The sequence below is a fragment of the Hydrogenophaga defluvii genome (assembly GCF_042665235.1).
GTDB lineage: Bacteria > Pseudomonadota > Gammaproteobacteria > Burkholderiales > Burkholderiaceae_C > Hydrogenophaga > Hydrogenophaga defluvii_A.
On the sequence record NZ_JBHTBZ010000003.1, the window covers coordinates 56,628 to 75,005 of the forward strand.

15 protein-coding genes are annotated in these 18,378 nt (G+C 65.0%); 12 read left to right on the forward strand and 3 right to left on the reverse strand.

Features of this window, described 5'->3' with window-relative positions; all coding sequences use genetic code 11:
- Window positions 1-52: 52 nt before the first annotated feature.
- The 7 genes from mnmG (at window position 53) to ACFQU0_RS00375 (ending at window position 6,775) form a co-directional block, all read left to right on the forward strand.
- Window positions 53-2,035: a tRNA uridine-5-carboxymethylaminomethyl(34) synthesis enzyme MnmG gene (gene mnmG / locus ACFQU0_RS00345; RefSeq protein ID WP_382197697.1), complete on the forward strand. Its 1,983-nt coding sequence runs from the start codon at window positions 53-55 to the stop codon at window positions 2,033-2,035.
- The gene (gene rsmG, locus ACFQU0_RS00350; protein ID WP_382197700.1) at window positions 2,032-2,676 is read left to right on the forward strand and encodes a 16S rRNA (guanine(527)-N(7))-methyltransferase RsmG; all 645 of its coding nucleotides are present in this window, start codon (window positions 2,032-2,034) and stop codon (window positions 2,674-2,676) included. Before mnmG ends, rsmG begins: the two co-directional genes overlap by 4 nt.
- Window positions 2,677-2,966: 290 nt before the next feature.
- Window positions 2,967-3,581 carry a LysE family transporter gene (locus ACFQU0_RS00355; protein WP_382197703.1) on the forward strand — a complete coding sequence of 205 codons (615 nt, stop codon included), beginning with the start codon at window positions 2,967-2,969 and terminating at the stop codon, window positions 3,579-3,581.
- Window positions 3,582-3,588: 7 nt separating this feature from the next.
- Window positions 3,589-4,365, forward strand: coding sequence for a ParA family protein (locus tag ACFQU0_RS00360; protein WP_382197705.1), 777 nt, complete (start codon window positions 3,589-3,591; stop codon window positions 4,363-4,365).
- Entirely contained in the window at window positions 4,362-4,901 is a 540-nt protein-coding gene (locus ACFQU0_RS00365) for an RBBP9/YdeN family alpha/beta hydrolase (RefSeq protein WP_382197708.1), read from the forward strand. The genes ACFQU0_RS00360 and ACFQU0_RS00365 overlap by 4 nt, the downstream gene beginning before the upstream one ends.
- Window positions 4,902-4,906: 5 nt before the next feature.
- Window positions 4,907-5,839: a ParB/RepB/Spo0J family partition protein gene (locus ACFQU0_RS00370; RefSeq protein WP_382197711.1), complete on the forward strand. Its 933-nt coding sequence runs from the start codon at window positions 4,907-4,909 to the stop codon at window positions 5,837-5,839.
- 108 nt (window positions 5,840-5,947) lie between these two features.
- The gene (locus ACFQU0_RS00375; protein ID WP_382197714.1) at window positions 5,948-6,775 is read left to right on the forward strand and encodes a class I SAM-dependent methyltransferase; all 828 of its coding nucleotides are present in this window, start codon (window positions 5,948-5,950) and stop codon (window positions 6,773-6,775) included.
- Here the strand turns inward: ACFQU0_RS00375 and ACFQU0_RS00380 are convergent.
- Both ACFQU0_RS00380 and ACFQU0_RS00385 read right to left on the reverse strand, forming a co-directional pair.
- On the reverse strand, window positions 6,691-10,050 hold the full coding sequence (locus ACFQU0_RS00380; RefSeq protein WP_382197717.1) for a sensor domain-containing protein: 3,360 nt from the start codon (window positions 10,048-10,050) through the stop codon (window positions 6,691-6,693). The two genes, ACFQU0_RS00375 and ACFQU0_RS00380, sit on opposite strands and share 85 nt — an antisense overlap.
- Before the next feature lie 34 nt (window positions 10,051-10,084).
- Window positions 10,085-11,509, reverse strand: coding sequence for an FAD-binding oxidoreductase (locus ACFQU0_RS00385; RefSeq protein ID WP_382197720.1), 1,425 nt, complete (start codon window positions 11,507-11,509; stop codon window positions 10,085-10,087).
- Window positions 11,510-11,942: 433 nt separating this feature from the next.
- Between ACFQU0_RS00385 and ACFQU0_RS00390 the strand changes: the two genes are divergently transcribed.
- Window positions 11,943-12,977 carry a porin gene (locus ACFQU0_RS00390; protein ID WP_382197723.1) on the forward strand — a complete coding sequence of 345 codons (1,035 nt, stop codon included), beginning with the start codon at window positions 11,943-11,945 and terminating at the stop codon, window positions 12,975-12,977.
- 56 nt (window positions 12,978-13,033) lie between these two features.
- Here the strand turns inward: ACFQU0_RS00390 and ACFQU0_RS00395 are convergent, their stop codons facing one another.
- The gene (locus ACFQU0_RS00395) at window positions 13,034-13,804 is read right to left on the reverse strand and encodes a FadR/GntR family transcriptional regulator (protein ID WP_382197726.1); all 771 of its coding nucleotides are present in this window, start codon (window positions 13,802-13,804) and stop codon (window positions 13,034-13,036) included.
- Between the two features lie 121 nt (window positions 13,805-13,925).
- Here ACFQU0_RS00395 and ACFQU0_RS00400 point away from each other — a divergent pair, with 121 nt between their 5' ends.
- From ACFQU0_RS00400 to ACFQU0_RS00415, 4 genes are all read left to right on the forward strand, one after another.
- Window positions 13,926-14,813, forward strand: a complete 888-nt coding sequence (locus tag ACFQU0_RS00400) for a carbohydrate ABC transporter permease (protein ID WP_382197729.1) — start codon at window positions 13,926-13,928, stop codon at window positions 14,811-14,813.
- Complete coding sequence (locus ACFQU0_RS00405) at window positions 14,810-15,715, forward strand: carbohydrate ABC transporter permease (protein WP_382197732.1); 906 nt, start codon at window positions 14,810-14,812, stop codon at window positions 15,713-15,715. Before ACFQU0_RS00400 ends, ACFQU0_RS00405 begins: the two co-directional genes overlap by 4 nt.
- Window positions 15,716-15,909: 194 nt before the next feature.
- Entirely contained in the window at window positions 15,910-17,040 is a 1,131-nt protein-coding gene (locus tag ACFQU0_RS00410) for an ABC transporter ATP-binding protein (protein ID WP_382197734.1), read from the forward strand.
- A 35-nt stretch (window positions 17,041-17,075) separates the two neighbouring features.
- Complete coding sequence (locus tag ACFQU0_RS00415) at window positions 17,076-18,368, forward strand: ABC transporter substrate-binding protein (protein WP_382197737.1); 1,293 nt, start codon at window positions 17,076-17,078, stop codon at window positions 18,366-18,368.
- The last annotated feature ends 10 nt before the right edge of the window (window positions 18,369-18,378 follow it).

Consider the following 18,378-nt stretch of genomic DNA (forward strand, 5'->3'; position numbering starts at 1 on the left):
ATAGGCAGGCCCGTAAAATCGAGGGTTCCCCAGCATTTGCGCGCGCCCCACCATGTTGTACCCCCAGGAATTTGACGTCATTGTTGTTGGTGGCGGCCACGCCGGCACCGAGGCCGCGTTGGCCGCGGCCCGCATGGGCTGCGCCACGCTGCTGCTCACGCACAACATCGAAACCCTGGGGCAGATGAGCTGCAACCCGTCCATCGGCGGCATTGGCAAGGGGCATCTGGTGAAGGAGGTGGACGCGCTGGGCGGTGCCATGGCGCTGGCCACCGACGAGGGCGGCATCCAGTTCCGCATCCTCAACAGCAGCAAGGGGCCGGCCGTGCGCGCCACCCGGGCCCAGGCCGACCGCATTCTGTACAAGGCCGCCATCCGCCGCATGCTGGAGAACCAGCCGAATCTGCTGATCTTCCAGCAGGCGGTGGACGACCTGATGGTGGAAGGTGACCGGGTGGTGGGCGCTGTGACCCAGGTGGGCATCCGTTTTCGCAGCCGCACGGTGGTGTTGACGGCTGGCACCTTTCTGGACGGCAAGATCCATGTTGGCCTGCAAAACTACAGCGCCGGCCGCGCGGGCGACCCGCCGGCGGTCTCGCTGTCGGCCCGACTGAAGGAATTGAAGCTGCCGCAGGGGCGCCTCAAGACCGGCACGCCGCCGCGCCTGGACGGCAAAACCATCGACTACAGCAAGTGTGCCGAACAGCCGGGCGACGGCATGCCGGGCTCGGACACCGCCGACCGCCCGGTGCCGGTGTTCAGCTTCATGGGCAAGGCCAGCATGCACCCGCAGCAATTGCCTTGCTGGATCACCTACACCAACGAGCGCACGCACGAGATCATCCGCAGCGGTTTTGACCGCAGCCCCATGTTCACCGGCAAGATCGAAGGCGTGGGGCCGCGCTACTGCCCCAGCGTGGAAGACAAGATCAACCGCTTTGCCGACAAGGACAGCCACCAGATCTTTCTGGAGCCCGAGGGCCTGACCACCCACGAGGTCTACCCCAACGGCATTTCCACCAGCTTGCCTTTTGACATTCAGTACGCGCTGGTGCGCAGCATGCCGGGGCTGGAGAATGCCCACATCCTGCGTCCGGGCTACGCCATCGAGTACGACTACTTCGATCCGCGCTCGCTCAAGAGCAGTTTCGAGACCCGGCAGATCCAAGGCCTGTTCTTCGCCGGTCAGATCAACGGCACCACCGGCTACGAGGAAGCGGCCGCCCAGGGGCTGTTTGCCGGCATCAACGCCGCGCTGCTGTGCCGGGGCGAAGGCGCCTGGTTGCCCGGTCGCGACCAGGCCTACCTGGGCGTGCTGGTGGACGACCTGATCACCAAGGGCGTGACAGAACCCTACCGCATGTTCACCAGCCGCGCCGAGTTCCGCCTGCAGCTGCGTGAGGACAATGCCGACATGCGTCTGACCGAAGTCGGACGCCAGATGGGCTTGGTGGGCAACGCCCGCTGGGACGCCTTCAACCGCAAACGTGATGCGGTTTCACGTGAAACAGAGCGCCTCAAGGCGACGTGGGTCAATCCGCGCAACCTGCCGGCGGAAGAGTCGGCGCGGGTGTTGGGCAAGGCCATTGAGCGCGAGTACAACCTGGGCGACTTGTTGCGCCGGCCCGACGTGAGCTATGCGGCCTTGATGGGTATGGATGGCGGCAAGTACGGCGCCGACACCCTGGTTTCACGTGAAACACTGGGCGATTTGTTTGACGACTTGCATGAGCCGGTGGTGGAACAGATTGAAATTGCTGCCAAATACTCGGGCTACATCGACCGGCAAAAGGGCGAGGTGGAGCGCGCTGCCCACTACGAAAACCTCAGGCTGCCCGCTGAGCTGGATTACATGGCGGTGCCGGCGTTGTCCATCGAGGTGCGGCAAAAGCTCAACAAACACAGGCCGGAAACCCTGGGTCAGGCCTCGCGTGTGTCGGGCGTGACGCCCGCCGCCATTTCCTTGCTGCTCATCCACCTCAAGCGTGGCAAGTTCAAAGGTTTTGCCAACGAGGCCGAGGCAGAAGCGGCATGACGGTGCACGCGCAGGAAGCCGCGTTGCGCGCGGGTGTGACGGCGCTGGGTCTGACGCTGGATGACACCCAGATTGGCCAGTTGCTGGCCTACCTGGACTGGATCGCCAAATGGAACCGGGTCTACAACCTCACGGCCGTGCGCGAGCCGGCCGAGATGTTGACCCACCACCTGTTGGACAGCCTGGCCGTCATTGCGCCGCTGAACCACCAGCGGAACGGGCGTGCCATCCGTTTGCTGGATGTGGGTTCGGGTGCCGGCTTGCCAGGTGTGGTCATCGCCATCTGCTGCCCCGATGTGCGGGTGGATTGTGTGGACACCGTGGCCAAAAAGGCCGCCTTCATCCAACAAGTGGCTGTGGCTTTGCGCTTGCCGAACCTGCGCGGTGTGCACGCGCGGGTGGAGTCGCTCACCGAACCGTACGACGTGGTGTCGTCGCGCGCGTTCGCATCGCTGGTGGACTTCACCACCTGGTCGCGCCAGGCGCTGGGGCAGGGCGGGGTGTGGATGGCGCTCAAGGGCAAACACCCGGGTGATGAGATGGCTGCTTTGCCTGCTGATGTGGAGGTGTTTCACGTGGAACCGTTGTTGGTGCCAGGGTTGGATGCTGAGCGGTGCATTGTTTGGATGCGTGCGGGTTGATTTGATGCGGTGACCTCGCGCTGTGCCTGTGGCGGCATGCGCGTTCTCCGGCCCACTCGCGGGCGTCTGATTGGGCGCGCAAGCGCCGCTTCGTCAAGACCGTTGTTGCTCGCGCCCTCTGTGGCAACCGCAAATAGGGCCTGCGCCCGCGCACCCACCCCATCCGCCGTGCCCACACCCAGGCCCGAAACCAGCCGCAATCCAGATGTTCCACGTGAAACCACAACCATCCCACCCCACAACCTCACGTAAACTCAAGCGCATTCCCGCTCAAGAAAAGAAAGCCCCCCATGTTCGGCATCGCTGATTACGGCGCCTTTGTCGCCGCCATCGTTCTGTTTCTCGCCATTCCCGGCCCGGGCAACCTGGCGCTCATCACCTCCACCGGCAAGGGTGGCTTGCGTGGCGGGCTGGCGGCCACTTTGGGGGTGATGGCGGGTGACCAGGTGCTGATGTGGGCGGCCGTCGCTGGTGTGGCTGCGTTGCTGACCGCTTACCCGGCGGCTTTTGCTGCGGTGCAGTGGCTGGGCGCCGCCTACCTGGCTTGGCTGGGCTGGAAGATGTTGACCGCCAAACCGGGTGACGCGCCTGTGCTCAACATCCGCCCCCAGCAATACTTTCAGCAGGCCTTCACCATCACGCTGCTCAACCCCAAGGCCATCGTCTTCTACATGGCCTTCTTTCCGTTGTTTGTGGACCCGACCCGACACCAAGGTCTGATCACCTTTGGTGCGATGGCGGCCACGGTGGCGGTACTGACCTTCTTGTACGGGTTGGTGGCTGTCCTGCTCACCTACTTTCTGGCCGCTCGCATGCGCGCCAACCCGGTCATTGCCCGCACGCTGGAAAAGCTGGCCGGCGTGTTCCTCATCGGCTTTGGCGTCAAGCTGGCCTTGAGCAAGTAAGCCCCAGATGGCCAAAATTTTCTGCATCGCCAACCAGAAGGGCGGGGTGGGCAAAACCACCACCACGGTCAACCTCGCGGCCGGTCTGGCCAAGGTGGGCCAGCGTGTGCTGATGGTGGACCTGGACCCGCAGGGCAACGCCACCATGGGCTCCGGCGTCAACAAACGCGAACTGGCGCTCACCGTGTACGACGTGCTGCTTGAGTCGGCCAGCGTGGCCGAGGCGGCGGTGTTCTCGGACAAATGTGGCTACCACGTGCTGGGCGCCAACCGCGAACTGGCTGGCGCCGAGGTGGAACTGGTGGAGCTGGAGCGGCGTGAAAAACGCCTCAAGACCGCGCTGGCGGCCGCCGATGCCGACTTCGATTTTGTGCTCATCGATTGCCCGCCCAGCCTGTCCATGCTCACGCTCAACGGCTTGTGCGCCGCCCATGGTGTCATCGTGCCCATGCAGTGCGAGTACTTTGCGCTGGAAGGGCTGAGCGACCTGGTCAACACCATCAAGCAGGTGCACGCCAACCTCAACCCCGAGCTCGAAATCATCGGGTTGCTGCGCGTCATGTTCGACCCCCGCATCACCCTGCAACAGCAGGTCAGCGAGCAGCTCAAGGGCCACTTTGGCGACAAGGTGTTCAACACCCTCATCCCGCGCAACGTCCGCCTGGCCGAGGCCCCCAGCTACGGCCTGCCCGGTGTGGTGTTCGATCCCTCGGCCCGCGGCAGCCAGGCCTTTGTGGCCTTTGCGCAGGAGATGGTGGACCGCCTCGGGACCATGAAGCCATGACGCCGCGTGTGCTGGTGCTGCCCGGCTGGCTGGGCAGCGGCCCCGACCATTGGCAGAGCCGCTGGGAAGTGCTGTACGGCGACCAGCGCGTGGAGCAGCACGACTGGGAGACCCCGCGCCGGGGCGACTGGATGGCCCGGCTCGAAGAGGTGCTGTTGCAGGACAACCGCCCGGCCTTGCTGGTGGCCCACAGCCTGGGTTGCATCCTCACGGCCGCCTGGGCCGCGCATTCGCAGAACACGGCCCGTGTGTTGGGTGCCCTGTTGGTGGCACCCGGCGACACCGAAGACCCCGACCTGGGCCCGCAGTTGCCCAGCTGGGCGCCCATCGTGCGCCAGCCATTGCCTTTTTCCAGCATCCTGGTGGGCAGCCGCAACGATCCCTACTGCCGTTTTGACAAGGCCCGCGAACTGGCGACCACCTGGGGCAGCCGCTTCGTGGATCTGGGCGAACGGGGGCACATCAATGCCGAATCGGGCCTGGGCGACTGGCGTACCGGCCGCGACCTGCTTGACGAACTGATTTTGAAAGCCTGACGACGATGGTCACCAAGAAACCCAAAGGCCTCGGACGTGGCCTCGAAGCCCTGCTCGGCCCCAAGGTGGACGACGCTGCACCTGCCGCACCGGCAACCGAGGGTGCGCCTTCCACCCTGACGCTGGACCAACTCGTGCCCGGCCAGTACCAGCCGCGCACCCACATGGACGAAGGCGCGCTGTACGAACTGGCCGAGTCCATCAAGGCCCAGGGGGTGATGCAACCCATTCTGGTGCGTCGCCTGGCCGACGGCGACCACGCGGGCAAGTACGAGATCATCGCCGGCGAACGGCGCTTCCGGGCCTCGCGGCTGGCCGGGCTGGACACGGTGCCGGTGCTGGTGCGTGAGGTGCCCAACGAGGCCGCCGCCGCCATGGCGCTGATCGAGAACATCCAGCGCGAAGACCTCAACCCGCTGGAAGAAGCCCAGGGTTTACAACGTCTCATCAAAGAGTTTGGGCTCACTCACGAGCAGGCGGCGCAGGCCGTCGGCCGTTCGCGCAGCGCGGCCAGCAACCTGTTGCGCCTGCTCAACCTGGCCGACCCGGTGCAGACCATGCTGATGGCCGGTGACATCGACATGGGCCACGCGCGGGCGCTGCTGGCGCTGGACCGTGCGGCGCAGATCACCGCCGGGAACCAGATTTCGGCCAAAAAGATGTCGGTTCGCGAGGCCGAAAGTCTGGTCAAGAAGTTGGCGGCCGAGTTTGCGCTCACGCCCCAGAAACCCAAAAAAGAAAAGTCGCGCGACATCCGCCGGGTGGAAGACGAATTGGCCGATCTGCTGACCGCTGCGGTGGAAGTGCGGGTGAAAAAACGCGTCAAACGCCATGGGCGTTTTGAGGACCAGGGTGAAATCGCGATTTCGTTTGGTTCGCTCGATGAACTCAACGGTCTGATTGACCGCTTGCGTGGGAACCACGGCTCGGTGAACTGAGCAGGTGCTTGGCTGGATGACCGGCATGAAGGGGGCCAACGTGTTGCGCCGAAACGCTGGGCCTCAAGCTGGCGACCCGGAGCGCTTTGGCTCTACAGGAACCGTCACGTGAACCACACCCCCTTGCACTGGCCCTGGCCGCTGCCCGCGCTTTTGACCTGGGCCGCCGCGTGGGGGGGCTTCAAACTGGCGGGCTGGGTTGGCATGCCTGTGGCCGTGCCTTTGCTGGTGGGTGCCACCACCGGCGTGGTGTTCAGCACCATGGGCAGCACACTGACCCGCAAGCTGGTGATGGCGCTGGGGTTTCCGCTCTCGTGGTGGTTGCTCACAGGCTTGCCCATGGGGGCCCACCTGGCCTGGGCCTGGTTGTTGCCACTGGGCCTGTTTCTGGCGGTGTACCCCCCGTCGAGCTGGAAGGACGCCCCGCTGTTTCCCACGCCGCCAGGTGTTTTGCAAGGCTTGCGGCAGGTTGCACCGTTGCCTTTGGCTGGCAGGGTGCTGGACGCCGGTTGTGGCCTGGGGGACGGTCTGATCGAGCTGGAACGGGAGTACCCGGATGTGCACCTGGCGGGCATAGAACGCAGCCTCCCGCTGCGCCTGTTGTGTGCCTTCCGCTGTCGCTGGGCGCGGGTGGCGGGCGGCGACATGTGGGCCGCCGACTGGTCGCCGTACGACATGGTCTACCTGTTCCAGCGGCCTGAAAGCATGGCCCGCGCCATGGACAAGGCGACGCGCGAACTGCGCCCAGGCGCCTGGCTGGTGAGCCTGGAGTTCGCCGCCGACGGGTGGGTGGCGAACGCCTGTCTGCAGGACGAAGACGAGCGGCCGGTGTGGCTTTACCAGGTGCCGTTTCAGGCCGCCGAGGCGCCGTCAGACGGGGCGCCCGACCACGTGGCCAGCACCTCCGCAGCGGGCGCTGGGCGGCCGAACAGATAACCCTGGTGAATCACGTTGGCGCGTTGGTTCAGGAAGTCGGCCTGTTCCTGCGTTTCCACGCCCTCGGCCACCACCTTCAGGCGCAGGTGGCCGGCCACCGACAGGATGGCCTCGACCAAAGCGGCGTCGCTCGGGTCGTGTGGCGCGTCTTGAACAAAACTCTTGTCGATCTTCAGTTCGTGGATGGGCAGGCGTTTGAGGTAGGCCAGCGATGAATAGCCGGTGCCGAAGTCGTCGATGGAGAACCGCACGCCATGCTGTGTGAGCTGGCTCATTTTGCGCACCACCGTGTCCACCTGCTCGATCACCACCCCTTCGGTGATTTCCAGCACCAGATCTTCGGGCTGCGCGCCCGCCTGCTCCAGCGCCTGCAACACGCCGGGCACAAAGTCTGCCTTGTGGAACTGGCGCGGGCTCACGTTGACCGCGATGGGCAGGCGGCGGCCCTGCGTGTGCAGCTGGCCCAGGTGGGCACAGACCTGGGTCAGCACCCAGTCGCCCACCTCGGTGATCAGGTCGCTTTCTTCGGCCACACCGATGAAGGTGCCGGGCGGCACCAGGCCTTTGTCGGGGTGTTGCCAGCGCACCAGCGCTTCAGCGCTGACCATGTGGCCCTGGCGGTTGACCTGGGGTTGCAGGTACAGGCGCAGCTCTTGCGCGGCCAGGCCACGGCGCAAATCCTGCTCCACCGCAAAACGCTCGCTCACCACCTGGCCCATGGCGGCATCGAAAAAGGCCGACTGCTGCCCGCCGCCCGCTTTGGCGCGGTGCAGCGCGGTGTCGGCGCGGCGCAGCACATCACCGGGGGTGTCGGTGGCGTCGTGTGGCAGCAGGGCCACGCCCACACTGGCGGTGACGTTGATCGTTTCGCCCGACTCCAGCGCAAATGGCGCCACCAGGGCGGCGTGCACCGCCTGCGCTGTGCGCAGTGCGGTGGCCGAGGTGGCGGCCGCTTGTTGTTCCTGTGCGTGCTGCAACAACGCGAATTCGTCGGCACCCAGGCGCGCGAGCATGTCGCCAGGCGCCTGCAACTGGCCCAGGCGCTGCGTCAGCTGGCGCAACAAGGCGTCGCCGGCCGCGTGGCCCAGGGCTTCATTGACGGTTTTGAAGCGGTCGAGGTTGATCAACACGATGGCGCTGTGGCCGCCCTGGCGCCGGTCTGCCGCCAGGCTGTTGGCCAGTTCGGTCAGCAGACGGTGGCGGTTGGGCAGGCCGGTCAGCGGGTCAAACCAGGCCAGGCGGTGGGCGGTGGCTTCGGCCTCGCGCTGGGCGGTCACGTCCAGCTGCACCGAGAGGTAGCGCTCGATGGCGCCGGTGTCGCCGCGCACCGGGGCAGTGGTCACGCTTTGCACGGTGAGCGTGCCATCCCGACGGCGGTTGATCACCTCGCCGTCCCAGTGGTCGCCCGCCCGCAGCGCCTTCCACATCGTTTTGTAGGTGCCGCTCGGCGTCTGGCCGGATTGCAGGAAACGCGGGTTGCGGCCCACCACATCCTGGCGCGTGTAGCCGGTGTTGCGTTCGAAGGCGGCGTTCACGTACTCGATCTCGCCGCGCAGGTTGGTGATGATCACGCTGGCGGGGCTTTGTTCGGTGGCCTGCGAAAGCTGGGTGATCTGCGTCTGGGCGGCCTTGCGTGCCGTGACGTCGCGGCTCACGCCCTGCAACTGCAGCACCTGTTGCTGACCGTTGGTCACGAAAGTGGTCACCAGCTCCACACACACCAGGTGGCCATCCTTGTGGCGGTGCATCAGCTCATCGACGCTGCTCATGGCCTCGGTGTCGCCCTGCGCGAGGGCCTGTTGACGCGCCTGCAGGCGCCCGACGGCGAATGTCTGGGCTTCGGGCGTCAGCAACAGGGTCAGGGCGTCGTGTCCCACCAGCTCGTCGGGCCGGTAGCCCAGCATCTTTTCCACCGAGGGGCTGATGTAGACCATTTGGCTGCGCTGCAGGTCGTACAGCCACACCACATCGACGCTGTTTTCGGCCAGCAGACGGTAGCGGGCTTCGCTGTTGCCCAGCTCGGCTTGCATATGCTGCAGCGTGGTGTAGCTGTGTGCCATGTCCTGCAGGTGCCTGCGTTGCGTCAGCAGATAGACCAAGGCAGACGCGCTGAGCAGACTCAGCAGGCCCAGCAGCATGAGCCACAGCGAGCGCAACACGGCGTCTCCCATGAGCTCCACCCTGTCCTGCTTGGCCAGCAGCCACCAGTCGGTCCCTTCGATGGCGCGCACCACACCCAGCGCCGCCATGCCCCGGTAGTCGAGACCGTCCAGCACGGTGTTGGGCTGGGCATCGCCGCGCAGCACCCGGGCGGTGAACAGCTCGGGCGTGTTCAGGGGCAGGTGGTGTTCGTGGCTGTCGGCGGTGATGAACTTGCGTGCCGAGAGGAAGCGCACCTGGTCGGCTTCCTGCGTGAACAGAAAGGCCTCGGCGGTTTCTTGGGGCAGAGGCCACTGTGCCAGCGCGGGATGCAGGTGGGGCGGCGGGTCCAGGTGCAGCACCACCACCGCAGGGGACTCGCTGTCGGCCGCCACGGGGGCCAGAAAGGCCAGGCGGAGCTGCCCGCTGCTGTCTGTCCAGGGGCCGACCCGCTCCGTGCTGTTGAGTTGCAACGCGCGGGCCAGGCCAGCTTTGATTTCGGGTTCTTGGGCGTGTGTGGGCCCGCCGGAGTGCCACACCACGGTGCCGTCGGGGCGCAACAGGCTGGCGCGCCGAAAATGACCGTCGTTGAGGTGACCCGCCAGGTGCTGCCCCAAGGCGTCCAACGCACTGGGTGCACGCGTGTGGAGCCAGATCAGCCAGTTGACCTGGAGGTCTTTGTCGGCTTGCAGCCAATGTGCATCGTGCTGGCGCTCGCTGTACCACAGCGCCACCTCTCGGGCTTTGCTTTCCGAAATGGCCAGCAGCTGTTTGCTGGCTTGCTCACGTTCGCCACGCCACACGCCGTTGATGGCCAGGCCGGTGGCGGCCAGCACCAGCAGCAGCAGCCCGGCCAGGCCCCACCAGGGCAGGGAGCGCACGGGCGCGGGTGTGTCGGGCGTGTGGCGCTCGCGCCGCAACAGCAGCACAAACACCAGGGCCGTGGTCACGCCCACAAACAGCCAGCCTTTGGTGGTGCTGGCCAGCAGCACCAGGGCCGGGTCTTTGAACAGCCAGCCCACGGCGCGGTCGGACAGCAAAATCCACAGCGACGCCAGCACGCCGTAGATCAGGGCCACCGACAGGGGCTGGAAATGGCCCTGCAAGCGCGAGCGAAAACGCAGCGGCAGGCTCATGCGGCGGTACGCCGGGGTGCGAGGGCGGCGTGTCTCACCACGCGAAGATCTTGCCTGGGTTCATGATGTTGTCGGGGTCCAGCGCACGTTTGATGGTGCGCATCATCTGCACCGCGCCATCACCGGCCTCATGGCGCAGGAAGTCCATCTTGTGCAGGCCCACGCCGTGTTCGCCGGTGCAAGTGCCTTCCAGCGACAGCGCCCGCGCCACCAGTTTGTGGTTGAGGTCCTCGGCCAGCCGACGTTCGTCGGCGTTGTCCGGGTCGATCAGGTAGCCGAAGTGGAAGTTGCCGTCGCCCACATGGCCGACCAGGAAGTAGGGCAGGCCCGAGGCGTCGGCCTCGGCCACCGAGTCGAGCAGGCAGTCGGCCAGGCGGCTGATGGGCACACAGGTGTCGGTGCTGATGGCACGGCAGCCGGGTTTGCTCTGCACGGCAGCGAAGTAGGCGTTGTGGCGCGCGGTCCACAGGCGGGTGCGATCTTCGGGTGTGGTGGCCCAGGCAAAGGCCTGGCCGCCAAATTCGTCGGCGATGGCCTGCACCGTTTCGGCCTGTTCCTGCACGCTGGCGGGCGAGCCGTGGAACTCCATCAGCAACATGGTTTCCTCGCGCAGGCCCAGCTTGCTGTGAGCGTTCACCATGCGGATGGTGCCGGCGTCGATCAACTCGCAGCGTGCGATCGGGATGCCCATCTGGATCACCTGAATCGTGGTGCGCACGGCGGCTTCGATGCTGGGGAAAGAGCAGGTCGCGGCCGACACCGCCTCGGGCAGCGGATACAGCTTGAGCGTGACCTCGGTGATCACGCCCAGCGTGCCTTCGCTGCCCACCATCAGGCGGGTGAGGTCGTAGCCGGCGCTGCTTTTTTTGGCGCGGGTGCCGGTGCGGATGACCTCGCCCTGGGCGGTCACCACCTCCAGCGCCAGCACGTTTTCGCGCATGGTGCCGTAGCGCACGGCGTTGGTGCCGCTGGCGCGGGTGGCGGCCATGCCACCAATCGACGCATCGGCGCCGGGGTCGATGGGGAAAAACAGGCCTTCGCTCTTGACCGCTTCGTTCACCGCCTTGCGTGTCACACCGGGCTGCACCGTCACCGTCAGGTCTTCGGCGTTGACCGACAGCACCTGGGCCATGCGGCTCACGTCGATGCTGATGCCACCTTGCACGGCCAACAAATGGCCTTCGAGCGAGGAGCCCACCCCAAAAGGAATGACCGGCACCCGGTGCTGCGCGGCCAGCTTCACCGCGTCGGCCACGTCCTGGGTGGATTCGGCGAACACCACCGCCGAGGGCGGCGGCACGGTGGTGAAGGCGGACTCGTCGCGGCCGTGTTGCTCGCGCACGGCCAGCGCGGTGGAGCAACGGTCGCCAAAACGCGCTTTCAGCGCATCGATCAGGGCGACGGGCACCTCGCGCTGGTGGATTTCAGGCAGCAAGTGGCTGGGCAGGGGGGTGTTCATAAAAGGTCTCCAACCCGGCAGACCTAGGCCAGTGCGGCTGCCGGCTTTGCATTATCGACACATTGTGGGTGTTGTGCCCTGGGGCGGCACTGGAGGCAGAGAAAGAGGCAAGTCATCACATGACGTGACCGTGGTGCTGCGGCTCATCCAAGGTTCTCGGATGTTTTCCCCGCGTTTGCCGGGTTGGTTGTGGTGGTGCAGGCCAATTCAATCCCAAAAAATTGTGAAACAAAAGGGAAAACCCCTAATTTCAGCGCATTTTTGGGCGGCATTCCGAGCTGGTGTTTACGTATGATGTCTAACAACAAAAAGCGTTTGAACAAACCCCTGCGCGTTGCTGGGTGGGGGTTTGAACAAGGGAGGCGCCGGTGCCTGTGGGCAGCGGTGTGTGTGAGGCGCAATGCACGTGAGCGTGCATCAGGGAGACTGAAAAATGAAACAACGCAACTGGGTGGTGGTGCCCGGCGTGCTGCTGGCCGCATGCCTGCAAGTGGGGATCGCGCAGGCGCAATCCAGCGTGGCCGTGTATGGCCGCATCGATCTGGGCGTGCGCCACGGACCGATGGACCTGAGCAAAAGCGAGGACAGCGTCAGCTACATGGACGACAGCTCTCGCGGCCGCATCGGCTTTGCGGGCAAGGAAGACCTGGGCAATGGCAACAGCGCCTTCTTCCAGTTGGAGCACCGCTTCAACGGCACCGACGGCAACGTCGATGGCCCGGTCTACTGGAAGGACAAGGCCTGGGTGGGGTTGGCGAACAAGTCCATCGGCCAGGTGCGCTTGGGGCGCATGAGTTCGCCGCAGGACTGGAAGGGCGTCAACGGCCGCTTTGAAGCGTTTGGGGGCGACTCCTACGCCTCCAACGGCAGCCGTGGGGCCCGTTCCGCCGCCAAATGGGACCACACCGTTTACTACGAAACGCCCTCGCTGGGCGGCTTCAGTTTGGGTTTGGCCGCTGCTGCGCCCGCCAAAGACATCAAAGCGGCCCGCGGTTTCCACCTGGACTACGCGGGCGGCCCGTTGACCCTGGCCACCACCTACCAGACAGAACAGGACCCGCTGTCGGGCGCCAGTTCGAGCGATGGCATCAAAACGCTGACCTTCGGCGGCTCCTACGACCTGGGGTTCATCAAACCCCTGTTCACCTGGGCCCGCACCGACGACCTGGGTGCCAGCGACAGCGGGCGGCAAACGGTGGTGACGCTGGGTGCACGCATTCCGGCCGGGCCGGGCGAGGTCCGCGTGTCCTACCGCCGCCTCAAGGACGACATGGCCAACGGTTCGTCGCGCGCCGCTGACCGCGAAGGCGCCCGTCTGGGCCTGGGCTACCACTACCCCTTGAGCAAACGCACCTCGGTGAATCTGTCGCTGGTGCGCGATCAGCTCAAGGCCTTCGAGGCTGATGGCACGCTGAAATACAAGCGCGCCGGCACCGGCTACGAAGTGGCGTTGCGGCACAACTTCTGAGTGACCCCATGGCCGAGACCCTCCGCCGCCATCACCCGCCGTGCCGGCGCTGGCCCTCAGGCGGGCGTGGCACTGGCGCGACGCATGCGTTCCCGGCTGCTGCTCAGGTGCACCAGCATGGCCGCCCGCGCACCCATGACGTCGCCTTGTGCGATGCGCTCAAACAGGCCCTCGTGCTCGTGGGCGGTCATGGCCTTGCCCGGCAACAACGTGGCCACTTCCGCGCCAAACTGCGTGGGCGAGGCCGCGTCCTGATCGGTCACGGCCTGGGCCTCACCGTGCCGGTGGGCGCCACCCGACATGGTGGCGTGCCCCAGGTTGTGAAGCACCTGCTCGAAGTAGGGGTTGTGTGTGGCCTGGGCGATGAGCCGGTGGAAATCGAAGTCGGCCGACAGCGTGCTGCGGCCCTCGCGCAAGGCGGTGTCGAAGTCCTGCAAGGCGCGCCGCATGCCGGCGAGCTGGGCGTCGGTGCGGCGCATGGCGGCCAGCGCAGCGGCTTCGGTTTCCACGCCGATGCGCAGCTCCAGCATGGCCAGCACCTGGTGTGTTCCGCTCAGGCCCTCGGCGTGCAACAGCAAGCCGTGGTCGGCGGTGGGCGCCAGCACAAAGGTGCCCACCCCACGGCGCACCTCCACCATGCCCATGGCCTGCAGGCGTTGCACCGATTCGCGCACCACGGTGCGGCTCACGCCAAAACGTTGTGCCAGCTCAGGCTCGATGGGCAGCTTGTCGCCAGGGCGCAGCACGTTGTTGCGGATGTCGGCGCTGAGTTCGGCCACCAGCAGGTGGGACAAAGCGCGGTGGGGCTGTGGGCGAGAGGCGGGCATGGCGGCAGCGTGAACACAAAACGCAGGACCGTGACCACCCGTGGTGGGGCGAGGCATCTCCCTGCAGTGGGCTTATTACATCACCGAACCCCGGCCGCGCGCGCCGGAGACTGGGCCAACCATGTATGAAAACAAACGCATCGGCTTTCTGTTTGTGCTGCCCTTTGTGTTGGGCGTGCTGCTGTTCAAGCTGTTCCCCTTTGTGATGAGTTTTGCGCTGAGCTTCACGCAATACGACGTCATCAACCCGCCCGAGTACATCGGCCTGGACAACTACCGGGAGATGTTCACCACCGATCCGCTGTTCCACAAGTCGCTCGGCGTCACGCTGCTGTTCGTGGCCATCTCGGTGCCGCTGCGGGTGGGCTTCGCGTTGTTCATCGCCCACGTGCTGAACTTCAAACTGCGTGGCATCAACTTCTTCCGCTCGGCCTTCTACCTGCCCTCCATCCTGGGCGGCTCCATCGCAGCGGCGGTGATGTGGCGCTTCATCTTTTCGCAGAACGGGCTGGTCAACATCGTGCTGGCCAAGTTCGGTTTGGAGCCCATCGCCTGGCTGGCCGACGAGCACTATTCCATCTGGACCGTGATCCTGTTGTTCACCTGGCAGTTCGGCTCGGCCATGGTGATCTTTCTGGCCGCGCTGCAGAACGTGCCCACGTCGTTGTACGAGGCCGCTGAAATCGACGGCGCCAGCAAGACACAACAGTTCTTCCGCATCACGGTGCCGCTGATCACGCCGGTGATCTTCTTCAACCTGATCATGCAGATGGTGCACGCCTTCCAGGAGTTCAACGGCCCCTACATGATCACCGAGGGCGGCCCGCTGCACTCCACCTACGTGCTCTCGCTCTACATCTACGACCAAAGCTTCAAGTATTTCAACCTGGGCTACGGCAGCGCGCTGTCGTGGGTGTTGTTCGCGTTGGTGGGCAGTCTCAGCGCGTTCTCCTTTTTCACCTCCAAGTACTGGGTCTTTTATTCCGGCGAGAAGGACAGCAAGCGATGAACACGCTCACCACCAACAACGCCGCAGCAACGTCTGTGGCCGACCACGAAGCCGCCGTGTCGCAACGGCGCGAACGCCTCAACGCCCTCATGCGCTACGTGGTGTTGGGCCTGGTCGGCCTGGTCATGCTCTATCCCATGATCTGGCTGGTCGGTGCGTCATTCAAGACCAACACCGAAATCTTCACCGAGATGGGTTTCTGGCCCTCCAGTTTTGATTTCACCGCCTACGTCAAGGGCTGGAAGACCAGCACCGAATACACCTTCGCCACCTACTTCCTCAACTCCTTCATCATCACGGTGCCGCGCATCATCGTCACGGTGATCTCGTGTGTGCTGGTGGCCTACGCTTTCGCGCGTTTCGAGTTCTGGGGCAAGAAGACGCTGTTCGGAATCATGGTCGGCACCATGATGCTGCCGCTCATCATCCTGCGCCTGCCGCAGTACCTGATGTTCAAAGAGTTTGGCTGGCTCGACAGCTACCTGCCGCTGATCGTGCCTTCGGCTTTCGCCACCGACACCTTCTTCGTCTTCATGCTGGTGCAGTTCCTGCGCGGCATCCCGCGCGACATGGAGGAGGCCGCACAAATCGACGGCTGCAACCCGCTGCAACTGCTGTGGCACATCATCGTGCCGCTGCTCAAGCCGGCCATCATCAGCGTCATCGTGTTCCAGTTCATCTGGACCATGAACGACTTCATGGGCCCGCTGATCTACCTCTCCACCGTGGAGAAGTACCCCGTGTCGCTGGCTTTGAAGATGAGCATCGGCGCCACCGAAGAGGTCGAGTGGGCCAGCGTGCTGGCCATCTCGGTGGTGGCCCTGCTGCCGTCCATCCTCGTGTTCTTCGCCGCCCAGCGCCACTTCATCGAAGGCGCCTCCAGCAGCGGCATCAAGGGTTGATGTGAAACCGACCACCCCGTCGCTTGCCCGCTTCGCGTGGCCGCATCCCCCTCAAGGGGCGACACCAGCCGTCCGGCAAAGCCGGCCCGGCGGTGTCCCCCGGTTGGGCCGTTTCGTGCGTCGCGGTTCCCGCGTTCACGCGATGGACCACTGACACGGCTTCGTCTTTACACGCATTCCAGGGAGACCACACCATGGCACAAGTCCATCTCAAAAAAATCCAGAAAACCTACGCCAATGGGTTCACCGCCGTGCATGGCGTTGACCTCGACATCCACGACGGTGAGTTCATGGTGTTTGTCGGCCCGTCGGGCTGCGCCAAAAGCACGCTGCTGCGCATGGTCGCCGGGCTGGAGACCATCAGCGGTGGTGAGCTGCGTATCGGCGGCAAGGTGGTCAACAACCTCGCGCCCAAACAACGTGGCATCGCCATGGTGTTCCAGAACTATGCGCTGTACCCACACATGAAGGTCTACGAGAACCTGGCCTTTGGCCTCAAGCTCGCGGGCACACCCAAGGCCGAGGTGGACAACCGCGTGCGCGACGCCGCCAAGCTGCTGGAGATGGACCACCTGCTGGACCGCTACCCCAAGCAGCTCTCGGGTGGCCAGGCGCAGCGTGTGGCCGTGGGCCGCGCCATCGTGAAGAAGCCCGAGGTGTTTTTGTTCGACGAACCGCTGTCCAACCTCGACGCCAAACTGCGCGCGTCCATGCGGGTGCGCCTGACCGAGCTGCACCGCACGCTGCGCGAAGCCGGCCGACCGTCCACCGTGATCTATGTCACCCACGACCAGACCGAGGCCATGACCATGGGCGAGCGCATCTGCGTGCTCAAGGAAGGCACCATCCAGCAGGTGGACCGGCCCACCACGCTTTACGAACGTCCGGCGAATGCCTTTGTGGCCAGCTTCATCGGCTCGCCCGAAATGAACATCCGCCCGGCCAAGGTGAGTGCCGCAGGTGCCGGCCTGGGCATCGAGTTGGGTGGCGCCACCTTGCCGCTGCCCGCTGACCGCGAGGCCAAGCTGCGTTCGCTGGTGGGCCAGCCCATCCGTTTTGGCATCCGTCCCGAGCACGTCACCGCTGGCGCCGAACAAGACGGCGTGCATCGGGTGGAAGGCCGTCTGCGTTTCATGGAGCACATGGGCAGCGAGGTGTTTGTGCACTTCGACATCGGCGACGTGCCGCTGACCTGCCGCGTGCCGCCCGAACAGCTCCAGGGCCTGGAGCATAAGCAGCGTGGCGACAAGCACACCTTCGGTTTCCACATGCACCAGTGCCACGCTTTTGCCCACGAAGGCGATGGCCGCAACCTGTTCCTCTGATCCGCTTTCCAACACAACAACACAGGGAGATCCACATGCAACGCCGCACCATCCTCACCGCCGCCGCACTTGCCGCGCTGGCCAGCACCGCCCCCGCTCACGCGCAGGACGCCACCTTGCGCTTTTCGTGGTGGGGCGGCGGCGAGCGCCACGAAACCACACTCAAGGCCATCGCCGCCTTCGAGGCCAAAAACCCGGGCGTCAAAATCAAGGGCGAGTACATGGGCTTCAACGGCTACCAGGAGCGCCTGTCCACGCAGATCGCTGGGGGTTCCGAGGCCGACATCGTGCAGCTCAACTGGGCATGGTTGTCCAGCTACTCCAAGAGCGGTACGGGCTTCCTGGACCTGGGCGCCCACAAGAACCTGCTGGCGCTGGACCAGTTCGCGCCCGCCGACCTCAAGATGGGCACCTTGGGCGGCAAGCTCAATGCGTTGCCCGCGGCCTACACCGCGCGGGTGTTTGTGTGGAACCAGGCGGCCATTGAACGCGCCGGCCTGAAGCTGCCCACCACTTGGGACGAACTTTTCGCGGCCGGCAAGGCCTTACAGGCCAAAAACGGCGACAAGGCCTACCTGCTCGACGGTGAGCCTTACGACGTGCTGTTGCTGTCGCACGCCTACGTGCAGCAGAAACACGGCAAACCCTATGTGGACCCCAACGAGCCCAAGGTGGCCATGAGCCAGGAAGCGGTGCTGGAGTGGGTGCAGATGTACAAGAAGCTGGTGGACAGCAAGGTGGCCACCCCGCTGCCCTACCGCGCCAGCCTGGGCGGTGCCGAAAAGCCCACCGAACAGCAGCAGGACTGGACCAACGGCAACTGGGCCGGCAACTACACCTGGGACTCGGTGGTGCGCCTGCGCGAAAGCACGCTGGACAAAAACCAGAAGCTGGCCATTGGCCCCTTCCTCACCTTGCCGGGCGCCAAACACAGCGGCATGTTCGGGCGGCCCTCGCTGATGTTTGCCGTGAGCAAACGCACCAAACACCCAGAAGTCGCGGTCAAGTTCCTGAACTTCCTGCTGACCGACCCGCAGGCCGCACAAATCCTCGGGCTGTCGCGTGGCGTGCCCTCGGCCAGCGGCGCGCTGCACGCCTTGCTCAAGGACAACCGCATTGGCCCGCTGGAGCAGGCGGCCTACCAGCAGATCAAGCTGCAGAAGGAGGCCGGTGGCATCGACCTGCCTTCACCGCTGTTCGAGAACCAGCGTTTCAGCAAGTTCATGCGCGAGGTCTTCGAGACCGTGGCCTATGGCAAGGCCACCGAGCAGGAGGCCGCACGTCGTTTGTACGAGGAAGGCAACACCCTGCTCAAGCGCATCAAGTGAAGGGAGCACA